Source organism: Massilia sp. CT11-108 (genome assembly GCF_047302915.1).
GTDB classification, from domain to species: domain Bacteria; phylum Pseudomonadota; class Gammaproteobacteria; order Burkholderiales; family Burkholderiaceae_D; genus Telluria; species Telluria orientalis.
The window spans coordinates 1-489 of sequence record NZ_JBKYMO010001219.1 but is presented as its reverse complement, the minus strand read 5'-3'; the positions used below and the strand labels follow the sequence as shown (position 1 = coordinate 489).

The 489-nt window shown below is 72.6% G+C and carries 1 protein-coding gene; it reads right to left on the bottom strand.

What is annotated here, in order from left to right; all coding sequences use genetic code 11:
* Positions 1 to 157: 157 nt before the first annotated feature.
* Positions 158 to 489 (bottom strand): hypothetical protein (locus ACEN88_RS34090; protein WP_413346801.1); only part of this gene is annotated, 332 nt, incomplete at its 5' end.

The window sequence follows — 489 nt, the reverse complement described above, 5'->3', positions numbered from 1 at the left end:
GTTCATGGACGACGCCGTCGGCTCGGTGCGCGACACGGCGTCGTCCATGAACGGCAGCGTGGCCGTCGAAGGCAGCGCGGGCGGTTCAGCGGCGGGCAGCACGGGCGGCTCGGGTGCGAGCCAGGCATCCGGTACCGCGTCGCGCCAGTAAGACGCGTTACATGTCCCCTTGCCAGTACCGGCGCGCCTTGTCGAACACGCGCGCGCCGACCTTTCTTCCCATGTCCTGACCGGGCCCCGGTCCCGACTGCGCCGCCAGGTCCGTGAATGTGGCGTCGTCCAGGATGTCGCTGCCCGTGAAGCGGCGCAGCGCCTCGGCGGCGGCAAAGGCGGCGCACACGCCGTCGCGCGCGGCGTCGTCCGCGTCGGCCAGCGCATTGGCCAGCACGAAGAACAGCAGCACGTCGCGGTCGTCGTCATGCCCGTCGCGGACGGACACGCGCTGCGCCACGTCGCACCACACCGCGACGAGCGCCAGCGGCCGTGCGG